This is a genomic window from Streptomyces sp. NPDC046716, assembly GCF_040645755.1.
Taxonomy (GTDB): domain Bacteria; phylum Actinomycetota; class Actinomycetes; order Streptomycetales; family Streptomycetaceae; genus Streptomyces.
This window is the reverse complement of the sequence record NZ_JBEYYU010000013.1, coordinates 19087-40517: the sequence shown is the minus strand read 5'-3', so window position 1 is coordinate 40517 and position 21431 is coordinate 19087. Positions and strand designations below refer to the sequence as shown.

18 protein-coding genes are annotated in these 21431 nt (G+C 72.2%); 8 read left to right on the top strand and 10 right to left on the bottom strand.

Annotation, left to right across the window (positions count from 1 at the left end; translation table 11 throughout):
- Window positions 1-33: 33 nt before the first annotated feature.
- The 3 genes from lpdA to ABZ930_RS12675 all read right to left on the bottom strand — a co-directional run bounded on the left by lpdA (window position 34) and on the right by ABZ930_RS12675 (window position 4355).
- A complete protein-coding gene (gene lpdA / locus ABZ930_RS12685; RefSeq protein ID WP_361545821.1) occupies window positions 34-1422 on the bottom strand; it encodes a dihydrolipoyl dehydrogenase in 1389 nt (462 codons plus the stop codon).
- 273 nt (window positions 1423-1695) lie between these two features.
- Window positions 1696-3216, bottom strand: a complete 1521-nt coding sequence (locus tag ABZ930_RS12680) for a leucyl aminopeptidase (protein WP_361545819.1) — start codon at window positions 3214-3216, stop codon at window positions 1696-1698.
- Window positions 3217-3587: 371 nt separating this feature from the next.
- Entirely contained in the window at window positions 3588-4355 is a 768-nt protein-coding gene (locus tag ABZ930_RS12675) for an adenosylcobinamide-GDP ribazoletransferase (RefSeq protein WP_361545816.1), read from the bottom strand.
- 67 nt (window positions 4356-4422) lie between these two features.
- Between ABZ930_RS12675 and ABZ930_RS12670 the strand changes: the two genes are divergently transcribed.
- Complete coding sequence (locus ABZ930_RS12670; RefSeq protein ID WP_361545813.1) at window positions 4423-5181, top strand: hypothetical protein; 759 nt, start codon at window positions 4423-4425, stop codon at window positions 5179-5181.
- Here ABZ930_RS12670 and ABZ930_RS12665 read toward each other — a convergent pair.
- The 3 genes from ABZ930_RS12665 to ABZ930_RS12655 all read right to left on the bottom strand — a co-directional run bounded on the left by ABZ930_RS12665 (window position 5114) and on the right by ABZ930_RS12655 (window position 8672).
- A complete protein-coding gene (locus ABZ930_RS12665) occupies window positions 5114-5767 on the bottom strand; it encodes a hypothetical protein (RefSeq protein WP_361545810.1) in 654 nt (217 codons plus the stop codon). The genes ABZ930_RS12670 and ABZ930_RS12665 overlap by 68 nt on opposite strands.
- On the bottom strand, window positions 5764-7491 hold the full coding sequence (locus ABZ930_RS12660) for a phosphatidylglycerol lysyltransferase domain-containing protein (RefSeq protein WP_361545807.1): 1728 nt from the start codon (window positions 7489-7491) through the stop codon (window positions 5764-5766). Before ABZ930_RS12660 ends, ABZ930_RS12665 begins: the two co-directional genes overlap by 4 nt.
- 134 nt (window positions 7492-7625) lie before the next feature.
- Complete coding sequence (locus ABZ930_RS12655) at window positions 7626-8672, bottom strand: nicotinate-nucleotide--dimethylbenzimidazole phosphoribosyltransferase (protein ID WP_361545804.1); 1047 nt, start codon at window positions 8670-8672, stop codon at window positions 7626-7628.
- 224 nt (window positions 8673-8896) lie between these two features.
- On the opposite strand from ABZ930_RS12655, the gene ABZ930_RS12650 reads away from it, so the two are divergent.
- Window positions 8897-9967 (top strand): class I SAM-dependent methyltransferase, encoded by a 1071-nt coding sequence (locus ABZ930_RS12650; RefSeq protein ID WP_361545801.1) that lies wholly within the window; start codon window positions 8897-8899, stop codon window positions 9965-9967.
- Window positions 9968-9977: 10 nt separating this feature from the next.
- Here the strand turns inward: ABZ930_RS12650 and ABZ930_RS12645 are convergent, their stop codons facing one another.
- Complete coding sequence (locus ABZ930_RS12645; RefSeq protein ID WP_361545798.1) at window positions 9978-11183, bottom strand: bifunctional adenosylcobinamide kinase/adenosylcobinamide-phosphate guanylyltransferase; 1206 nt, start codon at window positions 11181-11183, stop codon at window positions 9978-9980.
- 92 nt (window positions 11184-11275) lie between these two features.
- On the opposite strand from ABZ930_RS12645, the gene ABZ930_RS12640 reads away from it, so the two are divergent.
- A complete protein-coding gene (locus ABZ930_RS12640; protein ID WP_361545795.1) occupies window positions 11276-11494 on the top strand; it encodes a hypothetical protein in 219 nt (72 codons plus the stop codon).
- A 108-nt stretch (window positions 11495-11602) separates the two neighbouring features.
- Here the strand turns inward: ABZ930_RS12640 and ABZ930_RS12635 are convergent, their stop codons facing one another.
- From ABZ930_RS12635 to ABZ930_RS12625, 3 genes are all read right to left on the bottom strand, one after another.
- Window positions 11603-12709 carry a trypsin-like peptidase domain-containing protein gene (locus ABZ930_RS12635; RefSeq protein WP_361545792.1) on the bottom strand — a complete coding sequence of 369 codons (1107 nt, stop codon included), beginning with the start codon at window positions 12707-12709 and terminating at the stop codon, window positions 11603-11605.
- Between the two features lie 86 nt (window positions 12710-12795).
- Window positions 12796-13503: a methyltransferase domain-containing protein gene (locus ABZ930_RS12630; RefSeq protein WP_361545789.1), complete on the bottom strand. Its 708-nt coding sequence runs from the start codon at window positions 13501-13503 to the stop codon at window positions 12796-12798.
- An 83-nt stretch (window positions 13504-13586) separates the two neighbouring features.
- A complete protein-coding gene (locus ABZ930_RS12625) occupies window positions 13587-14231 on the bottom strand; it encodes a DUF3043 domain-containing protein (protein WP_361545786.1) in 645 nt (214 codons plus the stop codon).
- A gap of 250 nt (window positions 14232-14481) precedes the next feature.
- Here ABZ930_RS12625 and ABZ930_RS12620 point away from each other — a divergent pair, with 250 nt between their 5' ends.
- From ABZ930_RS12620 to ABZ930_RS12600, 5 genes are all read left to right on the top strand, one after another.
- Window positions 14482-15279, top strand: a complete 798-nt coding sequence (locus ABZ930_RS12620) for a PspA/IM30 family protein (protein ID WP_361545784.1) — start codon at window positions 14482-14484, stop codon at window positions 15277-15279.
- Window positions 15280-15301: 22 nt separating this feature from the next.
- Window positions 15302-15580 (top strand): hypothetical protein, encoded by a 279-nt coding sequence (locus ABZ930_RS12615; protein WP_361545781.1) that lies wholly within the window; start codon window positions 15302-15304, stop codon window positions 15578-15580.
- A gap of 271 nt (window positions 15581-15851) precedes the next feature.
- Window positions 15852-17081: a sensor histidine kinase gene (locus ABZ930_RS12610; protein ID WP_361545778.1), complete on the top strand. Its 1230-nt coding sequence runs from the start codon at window positions 15852-15854 to the stop codon at window positions 17079-17081.
- Entirely contained in the window at window positions 17078-17776 is a 699-nt protein-coding gene (locus ABZ930_RS12605; RefSeq protein ID WP_361545775.1) for a response regulator transcription factor, read from the top strand. The genes ABZ930_RS12610 and ABZ930_RS12605 overlap by 4 nt, the downstream gene beginning before the upstream one ends.
- Window positions 17777-17941: 165 nt before the next feature.
- Window positions 17942-21076 (top strand): efflux RND transporter permease subunit, encoded by a 3135-nt coding sequence (locus ABZ930_RS12600; RefSeq protein ID WP_361545772.1) that lies wholly within the window; start codon window positions 17942-17944, stop codon window positions 21074-21076.
- Window positions 21077-21431 lie beyond the last annotated feature (355 nt).

Here is a 21431-nt window from a genome sequence, read left to right as displayed (position 1 = left end):
GTCGTCGCGCCCAGTTGCGACGGGGGGCGGGGCTCAGTCGTGCGAGTGCAGCGGCTTGCCCGCGAGCGCCAGGTGGGCCTCGCCGAGCGCCTCGTTCTGCGTCGGGTGGGCGTGGATGAGCTGGGCGACCTCGGCCGGCAGCGCTTCCCAGTTGTAGATCAGCTGGGCTTCGCCGACCTGCTCGCCCATGCGGTCGCCGACCATGTGGACGCCGACCACGGCACCGTCCTTGACCTGGACCAGCTTGATCTCGCCCGCGGTCTTGAGGATCTTGGACTTGCCGTTGCCCGCCAGGTTGTACTTCAGAGCGACGACCTTGTCCGCGCCGTAGATCTCCTTGGCCTTGGCCTCGGTGATACCGACGGAGGCGACCTCGGGGTGGCAGTACGTCACCCGCGGCACGCCGTCGTAGTCGATCGGGACGGTCTTGATACCGGCCAGACGCTCCGCCACCAGGATGCCCTCTGCGAAGCCGACGTGCGCGAGCTGGAGGGTCGGGACGAGGTCACCGACGGCCGAGATGGTCGGCACGTTGGTCTGCATGTACTCGTCGACCAGGACGTAGCCGCGGTCCATCGCGACGCCCTGCTCCTCGTAGCCGAGGCCCTGGGAGACCGGGCCGCGGCCGATGGCGACGAGGAGGACCTCGGCGTCGAAGGTCTTGCCGTCGGCCAGGGTGACGCGGACGCCGTCCTGCGTGTACTCGGCCTTCTCGAAGAAGGTGCCGAGGTTGAACTTGATGCCGCGCTTGCGGAACGCGCGCTCAAGAAGCTTGGAGCTGTTCTCGTCCTCGAGCGGGGCGAGGTGCTTGAGGCCCTCGACGATGGTGACGTCGGTGCCGAAGGACTTCCACGCCGAGGCGAACTCGACGCCGATCACGCCGCCGCCCAGGATGACCGCGGACTTCGGGACGCGGTCCAGCGTCAGCGCGTGGTCCGAGGAGATGATGCGGTTGCCGTCGATCTCCAGGCCCGGCAGCGACTTCGGCACGGAGCCGGTCGCGAGGAGGACGTGGCGGCCCTGGACACGCTGGCCGTTGACGTCGACGGAGGTCGGGGAGGAGAGCTTGCCCTCACCCTCGATGTACGTCACCTTGCGGGAGGCGATGAGCCCCTGCAGGCCCTTGTAGAGGCCGGAGATGACCTCGTCCTTGTACCGCAGCACGGCGGGCATGTCGATGCCCTCGAAGGTCGTCTTCACGCCGAACTGCTCGGACTCGCGCGCCTGGTCGGCGATCTCACCGGCGTGCAGCAGCGCCTTGGTGGGGATGCAGCCGACGTGCAGGCAGGTTCCGCCGACCTTGTTCTTCTCGATCAGGGCGACGTCCAGGCCCAGCTGCGCTCCGCGCAGGGCCGCGGCGTAACCGCCACTGCCACCGCCGAGGATCACTAGGTCGAAAACGGTGCTGGCGTCGTTCGCCACGTCACGTCCTCCATGCATGTGCGCCGTACGCCGGTCTCCAGTGACCGCGCGGCGGCTGGTGTTCGGCCGCTCGATGATTCGGCCCTCGGGTGGGGCCCTGTCCTGCCGCCCCCCATCCTCGCACTTGTCGAAGGCATGCGGGACGTCGGGCCGGGGGGTGAGACCCCTGTTACATCCGAAACACGAGTGACAAGGACGTCATTCCTGCGGATTTCGTCGAAAGCGAACAGCCCCGGGGGATCACCCCCGGGGCTGTCACCAGTGACTTCCGCCTCAGCCGAGGTCGCCCGCGGCGGTGCGCTCGGCGAGCCGCACCAGCGTGCGGACCGCGGAACCCGTGCCGCCCTTCGGCGTGTAACCGAACGGGCCGCCCTCGTTGAAGGCCGGACCCGCGATGTCGAGGTGGGCCCACGTGATGCCCTCGCCGACGAACTCCTTCAGGAACAGACCGGCGACCAGGCCGCCGCCCATCCGCTCGCCCATGTTGGCGATGTCGGCGGTCGGCGAGTCCATGCCCTTGACCAGGTGGGCCGGGAGCGGCATCGGCCAGGCCGGCTCGCCGACCTCCTCGGCGACCTCGTGGATCGACGTACGGAACGCGTCGTCGTTGGCCATGATGCCGAAGGTGCGGTTGCCGAGCGCCAGCACCATCGCGCCGGTCAGCGTCGCCACGTCGACGATCGCGTCCGGGGTCTCCTCGGAGGCCTTGGCGATCGCGTCGGCCAGCACCAGACGGCCCTCGGCGTCCGTGTTAAGGACCTCGACGGTCTTGCCCGAGTACATGCGCAGCACGTCGCCCGGACGGGTGGCGGAGCCGGACGGCATGTTCTCGGCGAGCGCGAGCCAGCCCGTCACGTTGACGTCCAGCTTCAGGCGGGCCGCGGCGACGACGGCGGCGAACACGGCGGCGGCGCCGGCCATGTCGCACTTCATCGTCTCGTTGTGGCCGGCCGGCTTCAGCGAGATGCCGCCCGAGTCGTACGTGATGCCCTTGCCGACGAAGGCGAGGTGCTTCTTGCCGCGCCCGGCCGAGTAGGAGATCTTCACCAGGCGCGGGCCGGAGGCGGAACCGGCGCCGACGCCGAGGATGCCGCCGTAGCCGCCCTTCTCCAGCGCCTTCACGTCGAGGACCTGGACCTTGAGGCCGTGCTCCTTGGCCGCGGCCGTGGCGACGGCGGCGAAGGCCTCCGGGTTCAGGTCGTTCGGCGGGGTGTTGATCAGGTCGCGGGCGCGGTTCAGCTCCTCGGTGAGGGCGAGGGCGCGCTCGATCTCCGCCTTGTACGCCTTGTCGCGCGGCTTGCCGCCGAGGATCGCGATCTCGGCGAGCGGCGCCTTGGCGTTCTTCGCGTCCTGGGCGGAGGCCTTGTAGGCGTCGAAGGAGTACGCGCCGAGCAGTGCGCCCTCCGCGATCGCACCGGCGTCCTCGGCGTCCTCGACGGGCAGCGCGAACGCGGCCTTCTTCGCGCCGCTCAGCGCGCGGGAGGCGACACCGGCGGCGCGGCGCAGCGCCTCGGCCTCGAAGATCTCGTCCTTCTCGGGCTCGCTGCCGAGACCGACCGCCAGCACGACCGGCGCCTTGAACCCGGAGGGCGCGGGGACCTTGGTCACCTCGCCCTCGGCGCCGCTGGCGCCGAGGGCCTCCAGGACGGAGGCGAGCTTGCCGTCGTACGCCTTGTCGACGGCCTCGGCGCCGGGTGCGACGACCGGGCCGGCGGCGCCCTTCGCGATACCGACGACGATCGCGTCGGCGCGCAGGCCGGCGGCCGCGGCGGTGCTGAGAGTCAGAGCAGTCACGGTGGTGAGGTCTCTCTTTCATCGGTGGGGCCGGCATCGTTGCCGTGCCCATGGGGGTGTGGCCCTCGGTCGAGCCTACGCCGGGTTGGCGAGAACGCGCCGCCGAGGTCAGGGGCGCCTCGGGGTGGCCCTTCGTCCGCGCCCCGGTGGGGCTTCTCGCGCAGTTCCCCGCGCCCCTGAGATGCGCACTTCGTGCGGCATCTCATCGAGAGGGGCGCGCCCCGTGCGGCACCCGTCGGGGAGGCTGCGCGTCAGCGCATGCCTCAGGGGCGCGGGGAACTGCGCGAGAAGCGGCCACCGGGCCGCGCGTGACGAACTGCCCAGGGGCGCGGGGAACTGCGCGATCAGCCCCCACCGGCCTGCGGTCGGGGTCAAAGAGCCAGGATCACCAGCGTCGCCGTCCCGGCGATTTCGGCGACGGCGCCGAACACGTCGCCGGTCACCCCGCCGAACCGCGCGACACACCGCCGCAGCATCAACTCCCCGGCGCCACACCCCAGTACGACCCCGGCCGCCCCCTGCAAGGAGACCCCGCAGGCCACCGCGACGACCACGACCCCGGTGATCAGCGCCGCCCGCACCGACACCGTCTCGGCGACGGCCGCGCCGAGCCCCTCCGGGCGGGCGGCCGGCACCCCCGCCCGGGACGCGAAGGTCAGCGCGAGCCGGGCCGTCACCGCGCACACGACCACCGCGACGGCCCCCCGGACCCACGACTCGGCGTACAACTGCGCGACCACGGCGACCTGCGCGAGCAGCGCGAGGACCAGCGTCACGACGCCGAACGGCCCGATGTCCGACTGCTTCATGATCCGCAGCGCGTCCTCGGCCGGCTTACCGCTCCCCAGTCCGTCCGCGACGTCGGCGAGCCCGTCCAGGTGCAGGCCCCGGGTGAGGGCGGCGGGCACCGCGACGGAGGCGACGGCACAGAGCGGGGCGCCCGCGCCGAGGAAGGACAGCGCCACCCCGAGCGCGGCCGCGCCCAGACCGACGACCAGGCCCGCCAGCGGAGCGGAGAGCATTCCGGCGCGGGCCGCGGCGCGGTCCCAGCGGGTGACCCGGACGGGCAGCACGGTCAGGGTGCCGAAGGCGAAACGTATGCCGTCGGCGAGGGAGGCGCGGGGGTTCGTTGCGGACACCGGGGGAGATTACCCGGGGTGGCCCACAGGGTGGGCGGCACCCGCCCGCCGCCCGCAGGATGGGTCCATGGGCGACTGGTGGCACCGCAACATCACGGAACCGGGAAAGCTGCCGGTGCTCCTGGCGCTGGTCACGTTCATCCTCACGTTCCTGATCACCCGTACGGTCACCCGGCTGATCCGGGCGGGCCGCGGCCCGTTCCGCGACATCTCGCCGGGCGGACTGCACATCCACCACGTGGTGCCCGGCATCGTCCTGATGGTCGTCGGCGGGTTCGGCGCGGTCGGCAGCAACCGGCACGGGTTCGGCGCCTGCCTCTTCGCCGTCCTGTTCGGGGTCGGGGCGGGCCTGGTGCTCGACGAGTTCGCGCTCGTCCTGCACCTGGACGACGTCTACTGGACCGACCAGGGGCGGCAGAGCGTCGAGGTGGTGGTGCTCGCGGCGGCCCTCGGCGGCCTGGTGGTCAGCGGGTTCTCGCCGCTCGGGGTCAACGACATGACGCAGGACGAGCAGCACGACCGGGCGGCGCTGATCGTGTCGCTCAGCCTGAACTTCCTGTTCGTGGTGGTGACCATGTTCAAGGGCAAACCGCGGATGGCGCTCGTGGGCGTCCTGGTGCCGTTCGTCGCCTGGTGGGGCGCGATCCGCCTGGCCCGGCCCGACTCCGCCTGGGCCCGCCGCTGGTACCGCCGCCGTCACCGGGCGCGGGCCCGCTCGATCCTGAGGGCCTACAGGCACGACCGCCGCTGGCTGCGGATCAGCCGGCGCTTCCAGGATCTGGTCGGCGGATTCCGCGAACCAACGACCGCGCAGCGCACACCATGAGGACGGCGGCGATCGCGGCCAGGTGCTCCCAGCCCGCGAGGTTCGGCTTGAGCGCGCACTCGACGATCATCGTGACGACGACCAGCGCTCCGGTGAACCAGGCGCGGTAGCGCCAGCAGACGTACACCGCGAGCCCCACCACCGCGGCCGACGGGCCGGTGTCGACGATCTGCGCGTCGGACGCGGGCAGCCAGCCGGCGGCGATGGCCAGGCGCGCGTACAGGGTGCCGCCGAGCGTCGCCGCGTAGGCGATGCCCAGGGTGCGCGGGCGGCCCAGGGTGATCTCCGCGATCCCGAAGACCACCAGGACCTGGACGAGCGCGCCCCACACGGGCAGGTCGAGGGCGGGGACGAACAGCGACAGCGGGGTGCGCAGCAGGGCGAGCGGCAGCGGGTCGGCGGCCCGGACCGAGCCGAGGTCCTGCACGATCCGGTAGCCCCAGGACTGGTTCTGCACGTACTGGAACAGCGCCGTCAGGCAGACCGCGGCCAGGGTCAGCGGGATCGCCCGCCACCGCCGGGCGACGAGCCCGTCCCGTACGGCGGCGAAGAGCGGTCCCCACTCCGCGCGGGCCGCTTCCCTCACCGGCGCGCCAGCCGTTTCGGCAGTCCCGGCACTTCGAGGAAGCCCTCGGCGCGGGCCGAGGCCAGGCCGATGCGCGGCAGGTCGGCGCTCTTCTCGAAGAGCAGGAAGCGGGGTTCCCAGATGGGCCGGTACTTGGCGTTGGCCCGGTACAGCGATTCGATCTGCCACCACCGCGAGAAGAAGCTGAGCAGCGCGCGCCACAGGCGCAGCACCGGGCCCGCGCCGAGTCGCGCGCCGCGTTCGAAGACGGAGCGGAACATGGCGAAGTTGAGCGAGACCTGAGTGATCTGGATCTCGGGGGCGCGCTGGAGGAGTTCGATCACCATGAACTCCATCAGGCCGTTCTCGGCGTCGCGGTCACGGCGCATCAGATCGAGGGAGAGTCCGTGCGGGCCCCACGGCACGAAGGAGAGCAGTGCTCTCAACTCGCCCTCGCCGTCGGTGCATTCGAGCATCATGCACTGTCCGTCGTCCGGTTCGCCGAGCCGGCCGAGCGCCATGGAGAAGCCGCGTTCGGTGGCGCCGTCGCGCCAGTCGTCGGCGCGCTTCAGGAGGTACGCGAGTTCGTCGGCCGGGATGTCCTCGTGGCGGCGGACGCGGACCGTGTAGCCCGCGCGCTTGACGCGGTTGTAGGCCTGGCGGACGGTGCGCATCGCCCGTCCCTCCAGGGTGAACTCGGCCGTCTCGACGATGGCTTCGTCGCCGAGTTCGAGGGCGTCGAGGCCGTGCCGGGCGTAGATGGTGCCCGCTTCCTCGCTCGCGCCCATCACCGCGGGCAGCCAGCCGTGGGCGCGCGCCTCGGCGAGCCAGGGCTCGATCGCGCCGGGCCAGGCCTCGGGGTCGCCGATCGGGTCGCCGGAGGCCAGCGAGACCCCGCCGACCACCCGGTAGGTCACCGCGGCCTTCCCGGTCGGCGACCACACGACGCTCTTGTCGCGGCGCAGCGCGAAGTAGCCCAGCGAGTCGCGCTCGCCCTCCTTGGCCAGCAGGGCGCGCAGCCCCGCCTCGTCGTCCGCGGTGAGCGGGTCGACGGCGCGGCGGGAGCGGAACGCGGCGTAGACCACGGCGATCAGCAGGGCCGTGGAGAGGATGTTGATGACGACGTTGACCCAGTTCGGGGTGGCGATGCCGGGGAAGCGGGAGTCGTCGGTGGCGACCGAGATCAGCCGCAGCGTGCCGTAGCGCCAGCGCTCCAGGAACGTGGAGCGGTGCGGGTCGTGCGCGTCGTTGGTGACCGTCACCAGGAACGTCGCGAAGAGCGAGGTCACCAGGAGCCCGCCGACCGCGACGGCCGCCGCCAGCTTCGCGTTCGAGCGGTCGCCCTTCGCGTAGAACTCGCGCCGCCCCAGCAGCAGTGCCACGACGAACACGGCGGTCAGGACCAGCGAGATCCAGTTCTGCGCGTACTGCCGGACCTCGGGGAAGACCATCACCAGGGCGAACAGCAGCAGGAACAGGCCGCTCAGGACCAGGTTGAGGATCCAGGCCGCGCGCTTGCGGCGGCGCATCGTGATCGCCAGGAACCAGGCGACGACCGCCGACGAGAAGCCCGCGGCGAGCAGGTAGGGGGTGAAGTAGTTCTCCGAGTTGTGGCGGCGCAGATCGTTGCCGAAGGAGACCCACACGGCGCTCAGCAGATTGATGCAGGTGACGATCCGCAGGTACCAGACGGTGAAACTCGCGGCGCGACGTGAAGTGACAGTGCTTGTCCGTACGGCTCCCATGTCGGGAGCTTATGGGGTGATTTGTCGTGCCCCGTCAGGGGCGCGGGGAACGGCGCGAGCAACCCACGAAAAGCCGCAGACGCGCCGGCCCGGTACCTGGGCAGACGCGTCCGCGGCTTTTTGTGACTGGAGCCCTACTGGACCTCGGGGAGTTCGGCGGCGAGCGCCGCCGCGGCCTGGACCAGCGGCAGGGCCAGGAGGGCCCCCGCCGCGCCGCCGACCTTCACGCCCTGGTCGAGCATCGGCTCCATGGCCATCCGGTCCAGCGCCTTGGCCTGCGCGGGCTCCCCGCTGGTCTGCCCGGCCAGCCACCAGTCCGGCGCGCGGAACGCGACGCGCTGGCCGACCAGCGCGCAGGCCGCGGAGACGACCCCGTCCAGGATCACCGGCGTACGGCGCACCGCGCACTGGAGCAGGAAACCGGTCGCGGCCGCCAGGTCGGCGCCGCCGACCGTGGCGAGCAGCTGCAACTGGTCGCCGAGGACCGGGCGGGCCCGGCGCAGCGCGTCGCGGACCGCCGCGCACTTGCGCATCCAGGCCAGGTCGTCGATCGGGTCGCCGCCGCGCCCGGTGACCACGGAGGCGTCCGTGCCGCACAGCGCGGCGACGAGCGTGGCCGCCGCCGTCGTGCCGCCGACGCTCAGATCGCCGAGCACCACCAGATCCGTACCGGAGTCGGCCTCCTCGTCGGCGACGGCCATGCCCGCGCGGAACGCCTGCTCGGCCTCCTCCGGGGTGAGCGCGTCCTCGGTGTCGATCCGGCCGGAGCCGCGCCGCACCCGCCGGTTCTCCACGGCCTCGGGCAGCTCGTCCGGCTCGCAGTCCAGGGACAGGTCGACGATCCGTACGCCGACGCCCAGGCGCCGCGCGAGCACCGCGCCGGGGGACGCGCCCTCGACGGCCTCGCGCACCAGCTCCGCCGCCGTGCCGCCGGCCCGCTTCGACACGCCGAGACCGGCCACCCCGTGATCGCCCGCGAAGACGATCACCCGCGGTCGGGCCACCGGCCGCACCGGCACGGTGCCCTGGGCGGCCGAGAGCCATTCGCCCAGCTCGTCCAGGCGGCCGAGCCCGCCGGGCGGCACGGCGAAGCGCGCCCTGCGCTCCTCGGCGTCGCGGCGCGTACCGCCGTCGGGACGCTCGATCAGGTCGGTGAAGTCGTCGAGATTCAGCGAGCTCATTCGCCGAACAGTACCGGCCGCACTCGCCGCGAGTCCCTGGTGTCCCACCTGTCACGGGGCGGGTCCCGACGGCCCCCGTCCGGCCGGTTACGCCATGCGATGTGTCGAACGCGCAGCGTCATTGATCGGCCGTCGCCGATCCCTTACGTTCCCTTTCGTATCGGATTGCCGTTCGGATTGTCGTATCGCGGCCGTCGCCCCGCCCGTGGAGCCGGAGGAGTCCCATGCCCCCCACCGCCCAGGCCGTCGCCGAGCGCCGCCCCGCCTATCTCACCGAACTCGCCCGCGGCACCGAACGCTTCCACGAGCCGCGCCGCCCCGACTGCCCCTGGTGCGGCTCCACGAAGCTGCGCACCCGGCTGCGCACCACGGACCTCCTCCAGCACAAGCCCGGCACGTTCACCGTCGACCAGTGCCGGGCCTGCGACCACTCCTTCCAGAACCCGCGGCTGACCCCCGAGGGCCTGAACTTCTACTACCGGGACTTCTACGACGGCCTGCGCGCCGGCCACGCCGAGAAGGTCTTCGGCGGCCGCACCTCCGCCAGGCGCCACCGGGCCGCCGCCCACGCCATGTTCCGGCACATCGAACCCGAGAGCTGGCTCGACGTCGGCACCGGCCCGTGCCACTTCCCGGCCGCCGCCAAGGAGGTCCTGCCCTACACCGCCTTCGACGGCCTCGACATCGGCGACGGCGTCGAGGAGGGCCGCCGGGCGGGCCGGATCGAGGAGGCCCACCGCGGCTTCCTCACCGAACTCGCGCCCCGCCTCGCGGGCCGCTACGACGCGATGAGCATGTTCCACTACCTGGAGCACTCCCTCGACCCGCGCGAGGAGCTGAAGGCCGCCCGCCGCGTCCTGCGTCCCGGCGGCCACCTCATGATCGAGCTGCCCGACCCCGAGAGCCGCTGGGCGGCGCTGCTCGGCAAGTGGTGGGTCTCGTACTTCCAGCCGCAGCACCTGCACCTCATCCCGCTCGCCAACCTGCGCACCGAACTGGCCGCCCTCGGCTACACGGTCGTCGCCGTCGACCGCCGCACCCCGCATCTGCCGCACGACCTGACGGCGGCCTGCGCGCTCTTCCTCGGCCACTGGCTGCCCGCCGCCGACGACCCGTGGCGCACCAAGGCCCCCAGCGAGCTCCAGCGCCGCCTGCGCCGGGCCCTCACCTGCGCCGGCACCCCCGCGCTCGTCGCCGCCCGGGGTGCCGACCGGCTCCTCGCCCCGCTGGCCGGCCGCACCGGCTTCTCCAACGCCTACCGGGTCGTCGCGCGCCGCAACCCCGACCCGTCCTGAACGCTCCCGGTCAGCCGCGCAGGGCGAGCGCCTGACCGGCCACGACGAGCAGGACGTGCTCGCACTCGGCGGCGAACGCCGCGTTCAGCCGGCCCAGCTCGTCGCGGTAGCGCCGCCCGGAGGCGGTGGCGGGCACGATCCCCGAGCCCACCTCGTTCGAGACCGCCACGAGGGTGCGCCGGGTGTTCCGCACGGCGGCCACCAGCCCGGCCACCCGCTCCCGCAGCGCCTTCTCGCCGCCGCCCGCCCACTCGGCGTCGTCCCAGGCCCCGACCTCGTCCATGGCGTACGTCAGCCACAGCGACAGACAGTCGACGAGCAGCGGCGCCGGGTCCGAGGCGTCGGCGAGCAGCGGTTCCAGATCGCAGGTCTCGGCGGTCCGCCACGATCCGGGCCGCCGCTCCCGGTGCGCGCCGACCCGCTGCGCCCACTCGGCGTCGCCGCCCCGGGTGCCGCCCGTCGCCACGTACAGCACATCGGGGAAGGACTCCAGGCGCCGCTCGGCCTCGACCGACTTGCCCGACCTGGCGCCGCCGAGGACCAGCGTCCTGCGCGGCACGTCGGGCACGTCCTCGTACGCGCCGACGTCCAGGGTCGTCCCGTCCGGCACCGCGCGGGCACCGGCCGCCGCGAGCCGCCGGGTCAGCTCGGCGCCCGGCGGCACGTCGTGCCCGAGGTGCACGGCGACGACATCCGTGGTCGGCCCGACGGCGCCGCTCGCCCGCAGCCGCGCCAGCGCGTCCGGCCGCCCCACCACATCGGTGAGGACCAGCTCGTACGGTGCCCGCGCCGCGTCCAGCCCGGCGGGCGCGGCGCCCGGCGGCAGATACAGCACCCGTACGCCGTCGGGGCCGGTGACCTCGTAGCCGGTGCCGGGGGCGTCGAGGGCGAGCGCCCGCACCCGGTGCCCGCTGATCAGCGCCAGATCGCGGCCGTCCGGCACCCGCGCCGGCTGCGGCAGCCCCGCCGGGACCTCCACGGCGGGCCCGTCGTGCGGGTGCGAGAGCAGCACCTGCCGCACCCCGGCGAGGCTGTGCCCCGCGCGAGCCGCCGCGAACACCGCGCCCGGCGTCAGATCGAGCAGCAGCACCCTGTCGATCAGCACCGCCGTCGCGCCGCGGGCGTCCGTGCCGAGCGCGCCCGCGCACGCCGCGCACGGGCAGTCGGGGCGGGGCAGTCCTTCGGGGGCACCGGTGCCGAGCAGTGTCAGTTCCACAGGAAGATCCTCCCGCGCGGCTTCGGGTGCCGCTCGCCCGGCTAGGCTTCCAGGGACATCGCGCATCGGACATCCGATACCGGGAGGCTCACATGGCGGCGTGGACGTGGCGGTTCGAGAAGTCCGACGGGACGGAGGTGCCTCCGGCGGTTCAGCCCGAGGAGTTCCCCACCCAGGGTGACGCTGAGTCCTGGATCGGGGAGTACTGGAAGGAGCTCGCCGAGGGCGGCGCCGACCAGGTCACCCTCTTCGAGGACACCAGCGAGATCTACGGCCCCATGAGCCTCCACGCCGAGGAGAGCGCCCCGTAACCAGCCACGACGAAAGCCGCGGTCGCGTCTGCTCGGTACGTGAGCAGACGCGACCGCGGCTTTTCTGTGGTTGCTCGCGCAGTTCCCCGCGCCCCTTACGGGGCTTTGCTACATCTCCCCGAGGGTGACGTCGGCGGACTTCTCGTCGCCGTCGCGGGTGAAGGTCACCTCGACCTGGTCGCCGGGCTTCTCGTCGGCCAGGGCCTCCTGGAGGGAGTTCATGGTCGTGATCTTCTCGTCGCCGAGTCCGGTGATGACGTCACCGGGCCGGAGCCCGGCCTTGTCGGCGGGGCCGCCGTCGGTCACGGAGACCACGGACACCCCGGCCGCCCGAAGGTCACCGTCGACGACCGCGCGCGCGGTGACGCCCAGCTCCGCCCGGCCGGAGTCCGTCACCTTGCCGTCCTCGACGATCTGGTCGGCGATGTCCGTCACCGTCGACGCGGGGATCGCGAACCCGATGCCCGGCGCCGCGCTGCCCCCGAGATCGGGATCGGTCGCCGCCAGCGTCGGAATGCCGATGACCCGGCTGTCCAGGCCGACCAGGGCGCCCCCGCTGTTGCCGGGGTTGATCGCCGCCGAGGTCTGCACCATGTTGGCGATGGTCGCGCCGGTGCCGCCGCCCGAGCGGCCCTCGCTCACGGTCCGGCCGGTCGCCGACACGATGCCCTGGGTGACGCTCGACGACAGCCCGAGCGGCGAGCCCATCGCGAGCGTGATCTGCCCGACCGCCACCTTCGAGGAGTCCCCGAACTTCGCCGCCTTCAGCCCGTCCGGCACCTTGTCCAGCTTGATCACGGCCAGATCCTGCTCCGGATACGCGAAGACCAGCTTCGCCGTCAGCTCGTCCTCGCTCGTCGACGTCGTCACCTTGAACGTCTTCTCGTCGCCGACCACATGGGCGTTCGTCACGATGTGCCCCTTGTCGTCGTAGACGACACCGGAACCGAGGTCGGACGACGCCTGCACCTGGACGACGGACGGCAGGACGTCCTTGATGACGTCCTGGTACGCGTCCTGCAGATCGTTGCCGCCCGAGGCCGCGGCGGCCTGCGTGGTCGAGCCGTCCCCCGACGCCTCGGCGTTCGAGGAACCGGAGTCGGAGCTCGCGCAGCCCCCGACGAGCGCCGCCGAGCAGACGACGGCGGCCACGGGGAGCACGAGGCGCGTACGCGAAGGTCGCGAAGAAGGTGCGGAGGACGCAGAAGCAGTCATGCCCGGATTGTCACGTTCGCCCCGGACGGGCGCCCCCGTTGCGCGGCCGAACAGCGGACCCCCGGCGCGCGGGGGTCAGCCCCGGATCAGCCCCGCACCCCGCACAGGTGCAGCAGCGCGGCCACCCGCCGGTACGGCTCGGTGCGCCCGGCGCGCTCCTCGGCGGCGAGCAGCGTCTGCAGCTCCCCGCGCTCCGGCACCGCCGTATCGTCGCCCGCCTGGTCGGTGAAGACCCGCACCCCGTACCAGGCGTGCAGCGGCGCGCCGATCCCGGCGAGGGTCTCGGTCAGCGCGTGGAGCCGGTCGGCCCGGACGTCCAGGCCGAGCCGGTTGGTGTACTTCAGCGAGTCGAAGGCGCCGAGCGCCGTGACCCAGTCGCCGGCCTGCCCCGGCCGCATCGCCAGCGCGTCCGCGTTCCGTACGAGCAGGGAGAGCAGGCCCCCCGGCGCCAGCATCCGCGCGAGTCCCGCGAGCAGCGCGTCCGGCTCGTCGACGTACATCAGGACGCCGTGACAGAGCACGACGTCGAAACTGCCGGGCAGGAAGTGGACCCCCGTCTCCATGCCGCTGCCCTCGACGAACCGCACCCGCTCCTGCACGCCCGCGGGCTCCGCGGCGAGCGCGGCCTGCGCGACGGCGAGCATCGCGGGGTCCTGGTCCACGCCGGTCACCTTGTGCCCGGCGCGCGCCAGGCGCAGCGCCTGGGTGCCCTGGCCCATCCCCACGTCGAGCACCCGCAGCCGCTGCCCGACGGGGAAGCGCCCGGCTATCTGCTCGTCGAGCTGCCGGGACACCAGTTCCTGCCGTACGACGTTGCGCAGGCCGCCCAGCTTCTCCAGCCAGGCGCCCGGCGCGTCCCCGGCGAAGGCCTCCGTGCTCAGGGCCGCTCTCCGCGCTTGACCTGGGGCTTGGGCAGCCGCAGCCGCTTCATCTGGAGCGTGCGCATCAGGGCGTACGCGACGGCACCCTTGCGGCGCTCGTCGGGGAACTTCTCCGCGAGGCGCTTCTTGAGGCGGAAGCCGGTGAGGGCCGAGTCGATCACGATCGCGACGATGACGAAGAGCCACAGCAGCAGCGCGATGTTCTGCAGCGAGCCGACGCGGACCATGCTCAGGACGAGGATGATCACCGCCATCGGCAGGAAGTACTCCGCGATGCAGAACTTCGAGTCGACGAAGTCCCGGGCGTAGCGCCGCACCGGGCCCTTGTCGCGGGCGGGCAGATAGCGCTCGTCACCGCTGGCGAGCGCGGCGCGCTGCTTCTCCATCGCGGAACGCCGCTCGTCCCGCTGGCGGGAGCGGGCCTCCTTCGGCGTCATCTTGGTGTTGGCCACGCTGCGGCGCTGCGACTGGGCCGCGCTGCGCTTGGGCGTGGGGCGGCCCTTGGGCGCCTGCGGGTCACGGGTCTCTTTGGACAGAGAGGTCACCGGGGCCTTGTCGGCCGGCGCCTTGTCGTCCTTGGATCGGCTACGGAACACAAAAGCCAAGGGTACGTGGTGGTCGTGCATGGACCACAGGCCCATGGGGAACGATCCGGCAACACCCTGCGTCCATAGAGGCACATGAGGACACACCGGGTGCGTCCGGACAGCCATTGGGGGGACACCTACTCCTTGCGCCGGAGCGGGACCGTACGCAGTCGTCCTTGGGGATGAGCGCATCCGCACCTGGACAGTGCGGTAATAGATGCAGGACCCGTACTGTGGGTGGTGTCGCAGTGCCGGAGCTGGACCGTCGGCTTGATCAGTCAGTAGAAGGGGGCGCGCGAAGCCCATGAGCGGTGTCATGAAGCGTATGGGGATGATCTTCCGCGCGAAGGCGAACAAGGCCCTTGACCGGGCCGAGGACCCGCGCGAAACCCTCGATTACTCGTACCAGAAGCAGCTGGAGCTGCTGCAGAAGGTGCGCCGTGGCGTCGCGGACGTCGCGACCAGCCGCAAGCGCCTGGAACTGCAGCTCAATCAGCTCCAGGGCCAGTCCTCCAAGCTGGAGGACCAGGGCCGCAAGGCGCTCGCGCTCGGCCGCGAGGACCTGGCCCGTGAGGCGCTCTCCCGGCGCGCGGCGCTCCAGCAGCAGGTCACGGACCTGGAGACGCAGCACCAGACGCTGCAGGGCGAGGAGGAGAAGCTCACTCTCGCGGCCCAGCGGCTCCAGGCCAAGGTCGACGCCTTCCGCACGAAGAAGGAGACCATCAAGGCCACGTACACCGCGGCCCAGGCGCAGACCCGCATCGGCGAGGCGTTCTCCGGCATCTCCGAGGAGATGGGCGACGTCGGCATGGCGATCCAGCGTGCCGAGGACAAGACGGCCCAGCTCCAGGCGCGGGCCGGTGCCATCGACGAGCTGCTCGCCTCCGGTGCCCTCGACGACTCCTCCGGCCTCGCCAAGGACGACATCCAGAGCGAGCTGGACCGGCTCTCCGGTGGTACGGATGTAGAGCTGGAGCTGCAGCGGATGAAGCAGGAGCTGGCCGGCGGTTCGTCCGCGTCGCAGCAGGCGATCGAGGGCGGCCAGGGTCAGCCCCAGCAGACGCAGCAGCCGACCGACGCCCCGCGCTTCGACAAGCAGTAGCAGCAGCCCCGAGGAGGCCGACGTGATCGTACGGATCATGGGGGAGGGCCAGGTGAAGCTGGCCGACAGTCACTTCGCCGAGCTCAACAAGCTGGACGACGAGCTTCTGGCCGAGATGGAGACCGGCGACGAGGAGGGCTTCCGCCGCACCCTCGCCGCCCTCCTCGACGCCGTTCGCCGTCTCGGTGAGCCGCTCCCCGACGACTCCCTGGAGCCGTCCGAGCTGATCCTCCCGGCCCCGGACGCGACGCTCGAAGAGGTCCGCGACATGCTCTCCGACGACGGCCTGATCCCGGGCTGACCGTAGTCGTTCCCCGGCTGACGGCCGGTGGGGGCTGGTCGCGCAGTTCCCCGCGCCCCTGAAGGCATGCGCTGCGCGCGCCTTCCCCTGGAGGCGGCGCCTCAGCCGCGCCTCCCTCGATGAGATGCCGCACGAAGTGCGCATCTCAGGGGCGCGGGGAACTGCGCGAGAAGCGGCCACCGGCCCGCGGACGAAGAACCACGCCGCGACCGGCCCCCGGAGACGGCGCCCGCGGGCACCTGCACGAAAGGGGACCGTTACCGTGACCCCGGTGACCCCCCTCGTACGCTGGGCCAGAACCCACCCCCTGGCCCTCGACGCCACCCTCGCCCTCGCCGTGCTCGTCTGCATGATCGCCGGTTCCTTCGTGGACCACAGCAATGCCGACGGAGGCAGCTACACCTGGGGCGCCCGCACCCCGAACCCCCTCAGCCTGGTCCTGATGGTGCTCGGCGCCGCCGCCCTCGTCTTCCGGCGCGCCCACCCCATGTGCGTACTCGGCGCGACGGCCGCCGTCTCCCTGGCCGAACTCGCCACCGGCGAACCCCGCACCCCCGTCGTGATGTCCGCCGTCATCGCCCTGTTCACGGTCGCCGCCCACACCGACCGGCCCACCACATGGCGGGTGGGCCTGGCCACGATGGCGACGCTCACCGGCGTCGCCATGCTCGCCGGACCACTGCCCTGGTACGCGCAGGAGAACCTCGGCATCTTCGCCTGGACCGGCATGGCCGCCGCGGCCGGCGACGCGGTCCGCTCCCGGCGCGCCTTCGTCGACGCCATCCGGGAACGCGCCGAGCGAGCGGAGCGCACCCGCGAGGAGGAGGCCCGCCGCCGGGTCGCCGAGGAGCGGCTGCGGATCGCCCGCGATCTGCACGACGTCGTCGCCCACCACATCGCCCTGGTCAACGTGCAGGCCGGGGTCGCCGCGCACGTCATGGACAAGCGCCCCGACCAGGCCAAGGAAGCCCTCAGCCACGTCCGCGAGGCCAGCCGCTCCGCGCTCAACGAACTCCGCGCCACCGTCGGCCTGCTGCGGCAGACCGGCGACCCCGAGGCGCCCACCGAACCGGCCCCGGGCCTGGACCGGCTCGACGACCTCGTCGACACCTTCCGGCACGCGGGCCTGCCCGTGGAGGTGGCCCGCGCCGAGGAGGCCCCGCCGCTGCCCGCGGCCGTCGACCTCGCCGCGTTCCGGATCGTGCAGGAAGCGCTGACGAACGTACAGAAGCACGCGGGCCAGGGCGCCAAGGCCGAGGTCAGCGTCGTCCGGGTGGGAGCCGACGTGGAGATCAGCGTCCTCGACGACGGACCGGGCGGCGCCCCCGGGCCGCAGGACGGCAACGGCGGACACGGGCTGCTCGGCATGCGCGAGCGGGTCACCGCCCTGCGCGGCACCCTCAGCGCGGGGCCGCGCTACGGCGGCGGTTTCCGCGTTCATGCGATCCTTCCCGTCAAGGACCTGGCCACCGACACCACTTCAGGGGACGCCACCACATGACCAGCGGCACGATCCGTGTCCTCCTCGCCGACGACCAGGCACTGCTGCGCAGCGCCTTCAAGGTGCTCGTCGACTCCGAGCCGGACATGGAGGTGGTGGGGGAGGCGTCGGACGGCGCGGAGGCGGTCCGGCTCGCCAGGTCCGAGCGGCCCGACGTGGTCCTGATGGACATCCGGATGCCCGGCACCGACGGCCTCGCCGCGACCCGCGAGATCACCGCGGACCCCGAACTCGCCGCCGTCCGCGTGGTCATGCTGACCACCTTCGAGGTCGACGAGTACGTGGTGCAGTCCCTGCGGGCCGGCGCCTCCGGGTTCCTCGGCAAGGGCGCCGAGCCGGAGGAACTGCTCGGCGCCGTACGGATCGCGGCCGCCGGCGATGCCCTGCTGTCGCCCGTCGCGACCAAGGGGCTGATCGCCAAGTTCCTCGCCCAGGGCGAGGGTTACGACGAGGACGGCCGGACCGCGGGCGCCCACGCGGAGCGGCTCGCCGCGCTCACCGGGCGCGAGCGCGAGGTCCTGGTGCAGGTCGCCGGCGGCCACTCCAACGACGAGATCGCCGAGCGGCTCGAAGTCTCGCCGCTCACCGTGAAGACCCACGTGAACCGCGCGATGGCCAAGCTGGGCGCCCGCGACAGGGCCCAACTCGTCGTCATTGCCTACGAATCGGGCTTGGTCCGCCCACGGGTGGAGTGACCCGCACCGGTCACGTACTACGGGCGCAGTAGGGAGCGTGTGAGAACGGCACCTGGGAGCGACGTCCCGGGCCTTCCGCGTACCCCAAGGTGTAGTCGGGCCCCCGCGTGTCTTCGCGCCGGGCCCCTGCCCACCGCTCATCGCCCACCGGGGAGACCTGCCTTCATGTCCTGGCTGTCGAGATTCAGCCTCGCCCAGCGAGCCCTGATCGGCCTCATGTCGATCATCGCGATCGTCTTCGGCGCGATAGCGATCCCCCAGCTCAAGCAGCAGCTGCTGCCCACGATCGAGCTGCCCATGGTGTCGGTGATCGCCCCGTACCAGGGCGCGTCCCCCGACGTGGTGGAGAAGCAGGTCGTCGAACCGCTGGAGAACTCCCTCGACGCCGTCTCCGGGATCACCGGTGTCACGTCGACGGCCAGCGAGGGCAATGCCCTGGTGATGGCCTCGTTCGACTACGGCACCGGCACCAAGCAGCTCGTCGCCGACGTCCAGCAGGCCGTCAACCGGGCCCGTGCCCAACTGCCCGACGACGTCGACCCGCAGGTCGTCGCGGGCTCCACCGACGACATCCCCACCGTCGTCCTCGCGGTCACCTCCGACGAGGACCAGCAGGCGCTCGCCGACAAGCTCGACAAGACCGTCGTGCCGTCGCTGAAGGACATCGACGGCGTCGGCCAGGTCTCGGTCGACGGCGTCCGCGACCTCCAGATCAACGTCACGCCGGACCCGAAGAAGATGGCCGCCGCCGGTGTCGGCGTCCAGGCGATCGGCCAGTCCCTCCAGGCCGGCGGCGCCACCCTGCCCGCGGGCTCCTTCGACGAGGACGGCAAGAACCGCACGGTCCAGGTCGGCGGCGGCTTCACCTCGCTGGCCCAGATCAAGGACCTGATGGTCACGGGCGAGGGCATCAAGAAGCCCGTACGCCTCGCCGACATCGCCACCGTGAAGCAGCAGCCGTCCACGGCCGACTCGCTCACCCGCACCGACGGCCGGCCCAGCCTCGCCGTCGCCGTGACCATGGACCACGACGGCTCGGCCGTCACGATCTCCAAGGCGGTCGAGGACAAGCTGCCCGGCCTGCGCCAGGACCTCGGCAAGGGAGCCGACCTGACGGTCGTCAGCGACCAGGGCCCGGCGGTCTCCAAGTCCATCTCGGGCCTGACCACGGAGGGCGCGCTCGGCCTGCTCTTCGCCGTCATCGTCATCCTGGTCTTCCTGGCGTCGCTGCGCTCGACCCTGGTGACGGCGGTCTCCATCCCGCTGTCCGTGGTCCTCGCCCTGATCGTCCTGTGGACCCGCGACCTCTCGCTGAACATGCTGACGCTCGGCGCGCTGACCATCGCGATCGGCCGGGTCGTCGACGACTCGATCGTCGTCCTGGAGAACATCAAGCGCCACCTCGGCTACGGCGAGGAGCGCAAGGAGGCCATCCTCACCGCGGTCCGCGAGGTGGCCGGCGCGGTCACCTCCTCGACCCTGACGACGGTCGCCGTGTTCCTGCCGATCGGCCTGGTCGGCGGCATGGTGGGCGAGCTGTTCGGCTCGTTCTCCCTCACGGTCACCGCGGCGCTCCTCGCGTCCCTGCTCGTGTCGCTGACGGTCGTCCCGGTGCTGTCCTTCTGGTTCCTGCGCGCGCCCAAGGCCGTCCGGGGCGTCGACCCGGAGGAGGCCCGCCGCCTCGCCGAGGAGAAGGAGGCCAGGTCGTGGCTGCAGCGGGCGTACGTCCCGGTGCTGCGCTTCGCGACCCGGCGCCGCCTCACCAGCCTGGCGCTCGCCGTCGTGATCCTCATCGGCACGTTCGGCATGGCACCCCTGCTGAAGACCAACTTCTTCGACCAGGGCGAGCAGGAGGTCCTCTCCATCAAGCAGGAGCTGGCCCCCGGCACCAGCCTGGCCGCCACCGACGCGTCCGCCAAGAAGGTCGAGAAGGTGCTCCAGGGCATCGACGCGGTCGAGGACTACCAGGTCACCGTCGGCTCGTCGGGCTTCATGGCGGCCTTCGGCGGCGGCACCGACACCAACCAGGCCTCGTACTCGGTGACCCTGAAGGACAAGGCGTCGTACGAGGACACGCAGGACCGCATCGAGCGCGAGCTCGGCGACCTGGACGGCATCGGTACGACGACGATCTCGGCCGGTGACGGCTTCGGCAGCCAGGACCTGAGCGTGGTCGTGAAGGCCGCCGACGGAGACGTCCTGGACCGGGCCGCCCAGCAGGTCGAGGGCGCCGTCGGCAAGCTCGACGACGTCACGGACGTCACCAGCGACCTGTCGCAGTCCGTCCCGCGGATCTCGGTCAGGGCCAACTCCAAGGCGGCCGCGGCCGGGTTCAACGACACGACGCTCGGCGCCGCCGTCACCCAGGCGGTGCGCGGCACGACGAGCGGCAAGGCGACGCTCGACGACACCGAGCGCGACATCGTGGTCAAGTCGGCGAAGCCCGCCGAGACCACGGCTCAGCTGAAGAAGCTGCCGATGGGCCCGCGCGGTCTGACCCTCGGCGACATCGCCACCGTGAAGCTGGTCGACGGGCCGGTCTCGATGACCCGGATCGACGGCGCCCGCGCCGCGACGATCACGGCCAAGCCGACCGGGGACAACACCGGCGCGGTCAGCACCGACCTCCAGGCGAAGATCAAGGCGCTGGATCTGCCGAAGGGCGCCACGGCGACCATCGGCGGTGTCACCTCCGACCAGGACGACGCGTTCAAGAACCTGGCGCTGGCCATGCTCGCGGCGATCGCGATCGTCTTCATGCTGCTGGTGGCCACGTTCCGCTCGCTGGCGCAGCCGCTGATCCTGCTGGTCTCGATCCCGTTCGCCGCGACCGGCGCCATCGGTCTGCTCGTCGCCACCGGCACCCCGATGGGTGTCCCGGCGATGATCGGCATGCTGATGCTCATCGGCATCGTGGTCACGAACGCGATCGTGCTGATCGACCTGATCAACCAGTACCGCAGTCAGGGCCTGGGCGTCGTCGAAGCCGTGGTCGAGGGCGGCCGGCACCGTCTGCGGCCGATCCTCATGACGGCCCTGGCGACGATCTTCGCGTTGCTTCCGATGGCGCTCGGCGTCACCGGGGAGGGCGGGTTCATCGCGCAGCCGCTGGCGGTGGTCGTCATCGGCGGTCTGATCACGTCGACGCTGCTGACCCTGCTGCTCGTGCCGACGCTCTACGCGATCCTGGAGCTCCGGAAGGAGAAGCGGGCCCGCAAGCGTGCCGCCAAGCGGGGCGGTACCGAGGTCCCGCCGCAGGCTCCGTCCCCGGACCCGGAATCGGAGCCGGCCCAGGTCTGACACCCCGGGTCCCGCCGCGCCGCCCCGCCTTGGGCAGTCTGCCGCCTGGGGCGGCAGGGTGGGCAAGGCGGCGCCCCGGTGCGGGGTGAGCGCTTCAAGGGGCGGCCAGTGCAGCGCCGTTGGCGGGTGCGGCCCCGGTGGGGGCTGGTCGCGCAGTTCCCCGCGCCCCTGACGGGGCTACTGCGAGGCCCGCGCCGAAAAGCACTGACGGGGCGCTACTGCGAGGTCCGCGCCGGAAAATCCTGACGGGGCGCTACTGCGAGGCCCGCGCCGGAGAATCCTGACGGGGCGCTTCAGCGAGGCTCGCGCCCGAAACACAGTGGGGCCGCACCGGATGGTGCGGCCCCACAAAAGC